This is a genomic window from Streptomyces sp. WAC04114, from assembly GCF_019733245.1.
In the GTDB taxonomy this organism is placed as follows: Bacteria; Actinomycetota; Actinomycetes; order Streptomycetales; family Streptomycetaceae; genus Streptomyces; species Streptomyces massasporeus_A.
Genome location: NZ_JAIGQA010000350.1, coordinates 1 through 2,160 on the forward strand (window position 1 = coordinate 1; position 2,160 = coordinate 2,160).

The window sequence follows — 2,160 nt, forward strand, 5'->3', positions numbered from 1 at the left end:
GGGGAGGCAGGGGAGGCAGGGGCTCACCCCGGCTCTCCCGGCTCACCCCGCCTCCCTCTCCGGCACGGTCTGTTCCCGGTCCGCGAGTCTGCGGAGCATCTCCAGGACGCGGTCGCGGGACTCGTCCGCCGCGTCGATGGCCTCCATGCATTGCCAGTAGGTGCCCTCGTCGCCGGCGGCGCTGGCCAGGGCGACGAGGGCGATGCCGACCTCGCCGAGGAGGCCGCCGAGGTACATCAGGGTGTGGCGGGCGTCGCCCAACTCGGTGAGCTGGCCCGCCCGCAGCTCACCGGGGCCCAGTTCGGGCGGGTCGAGGACGCCGCAGCCCCGGCCCGCCAGCTCAGTCAACCCCAATGCCTCGCCGCGCAGTTCGGGTGGTCCGGCGACCGCCAGACGGCTGCCTATGGCCTGCGCCAGGGCCTGCGCCTGCCACACCTCGGCCAGGGTCTCCCGCGCGTCGCCGCCCGCCGCCAGGGACCGCCTGCTCGTCACGATGAGCCGCACCGCGTCCATGCGCTGCCCCCGTCTTGTCCGACGCGCTGCGCGCGTCCGTCTGCCCGCACTCCCTTGTTCACTACCCAGCGTGAAGGGGTGTGAGACGAAAAGCCAGAGGAAGGCGGAAAATTGCGGACAACGATTCGGATTCGAGCCGCGATTCGACTACGCAGCGTACAAGTGGACTTCTTCGCTCCAGGTGGTGGGAACAGGGGCGGGGCGTGCCGTCAGATCGGGAACCTCCGCTCGTTCCGGTCGATCTTCGCGTTCAGCGCGGCCAGCGGGTCGATGCCGAGCACCTCGCACAGCTGGAGCAGATACGCCAGCACGTCGGCCACCTCGTCGGTGACACGGTGCGCGGTGTCCGGGTCGGCCATGACCCCGGCCGACTCCTCGGGCGTCAACCACTGGAAGATCTCGACCAGTTCGGAGGCCTCCACGCTGAGCGCGGCGACCAGGTTCTTGGGGGTGTGGTACTGCTGCCAGTTCCGCGCGGCCGCGAAATCGGCCAGGCGCCGTTGCAGTCCGGCCACGTCCAGGGGATCAGTCACGGTCCAGGTGTACCACCGTGGCGCCCTGCGTCCCGGCGGCCCAGGAGCCGTCGCTGACCGCGCCGACCAGCCGGATGTGCCCCCGCTCGCACATCCGGGCCGCCAGCCGCAGCAGTTCCAGTCGCTGCCGTCCGTCCAGGCCCCGGTCGAAGCCGTCGGCGAGGACCGTGAGCGTCTGGAGCGCGGCGGGGACCTCGCCGGCCGGGTCGACCTCCAGCACGCCCGGCCCGGTGAGCAACACCAGGGCGAGGGCCACGTAGCGCAGTTCGCCGTCACCGAGCCGGCCGAGGTCCGTGACGACGCCGTCGCCCCGGTCGAGCGCGGCGCGGACCGTCCCCGTGGGCCCCTCGGCCCGGGCGAGCACATCCGCCACCGGCCCGGCGCAGCCGGCGGCCACCGCCGCCACGAACTGCGCGTGCCGCCGTCCGCACTCGGAGCGGGTGCGCCACAGCACGTCGGCGAGATTGCCGCAGCCGCCTAGCAGGTGGCCGGAACCGGCCGCCACGGGGCCGCGCATGCGGGAGGGTTCGGGGTCGCAGACGAAGGCCGAGCGCAGGGCCACGACCATCTGCTCGGCGGCCGCCAGCACCCTGCGCTGCCCGGGTGTCCTGCCCGCCACGCGCAGCGGCAGCAGGGCGGTGCCGAGCCGGTCGTCCGGGAGCGGGCCGCGGGTCACCAGCGTCGGCCCAGCCGTGTGCCAGGCGGCCTGCACGGCACGCTTGCCCGGGTCGCGCAGGGCGGTCTCCAGGAGGACCAGTCCGTCGGCGGACAACCGCTCGCCCACGAGGCGCAGTTCGGGCTCGGCCTGTACGGCCATGTCGAGCCGGACCGGGCCCGCGGGGCCGTCGGCCGTGCAGCCGATGCGGAAGCCGCGGCGGCGCTGCGCGTCGGGCCGGGCCCGTTCCGGTACGCAGGCGACGGGGTCGGGGAACACCTCGCCGAGCTCCGCGCCGCCCCCGAGCCGGGCGAGGGCCTCGTACGCCCGCAGCGCGCTGGTCTTGCCGCAGCCGCTGGGCCCGGCGAGGAGGGTGAGGGGCCCGAGCGGGAACGCGGCGCGGCGGTGGGTGGTGAAGGCGGACAGGCGCAGTTCGGTGATGCGGGGGCGGTCGGTGCG

General features: G+C 74.5%; 3 protein-coding genes. All 3 read right to left on the reverse strand.

The genetic code is table 11. The features are described 5' to 3' along the window. Nucleotides 1-42: 42 nt before the first annotated feature. The gene (locus K4G64_RS39070) at nucleotides 43-513 is read right to left on the reverse strand and encodes a DUF6099 family protein (RefSeq protein ID WP_221760589.1); all 471 of its coding nucleotides are present in this window, start codon (nucleotides 511-513) and stop codon (nucleotides 43-45) included. Nucleotides 514-722: 209 nt separating this feature from the next. Next, nucleotides 723-1,046, reverse strand: a complete 324-nt coding sequence (locus K4G64_RS39075) for a nucleotide pyrophosphohydrolase (RefSeq protein ID WP_185011015.1) — start codon at nucleotides 1,044-1,046, stop codon at nucleotides 723-725. Further along, the coding region (locus K4G64_RS39080) for an ATP-binding protein (protein ID WP_221760590.1) at nucleotides 1,039-2,160 on the reverse strand (1,122 nt) is incomplete at its 5' end. The genes K4G64_RS39080 and K4G64_RS39075, both read right to left, overlap by 8 nt.

Bases quoted from the DNA above. Each gene is read 5' to 3' on its own strand.
- K4G64_RS39070 (WP_221760589.1), bottom strand. From the start codon at position 513: ATGGACGCGGTGCGGCTCATCGTGACGAGCAGGCGGTCCCTGGCGGCG.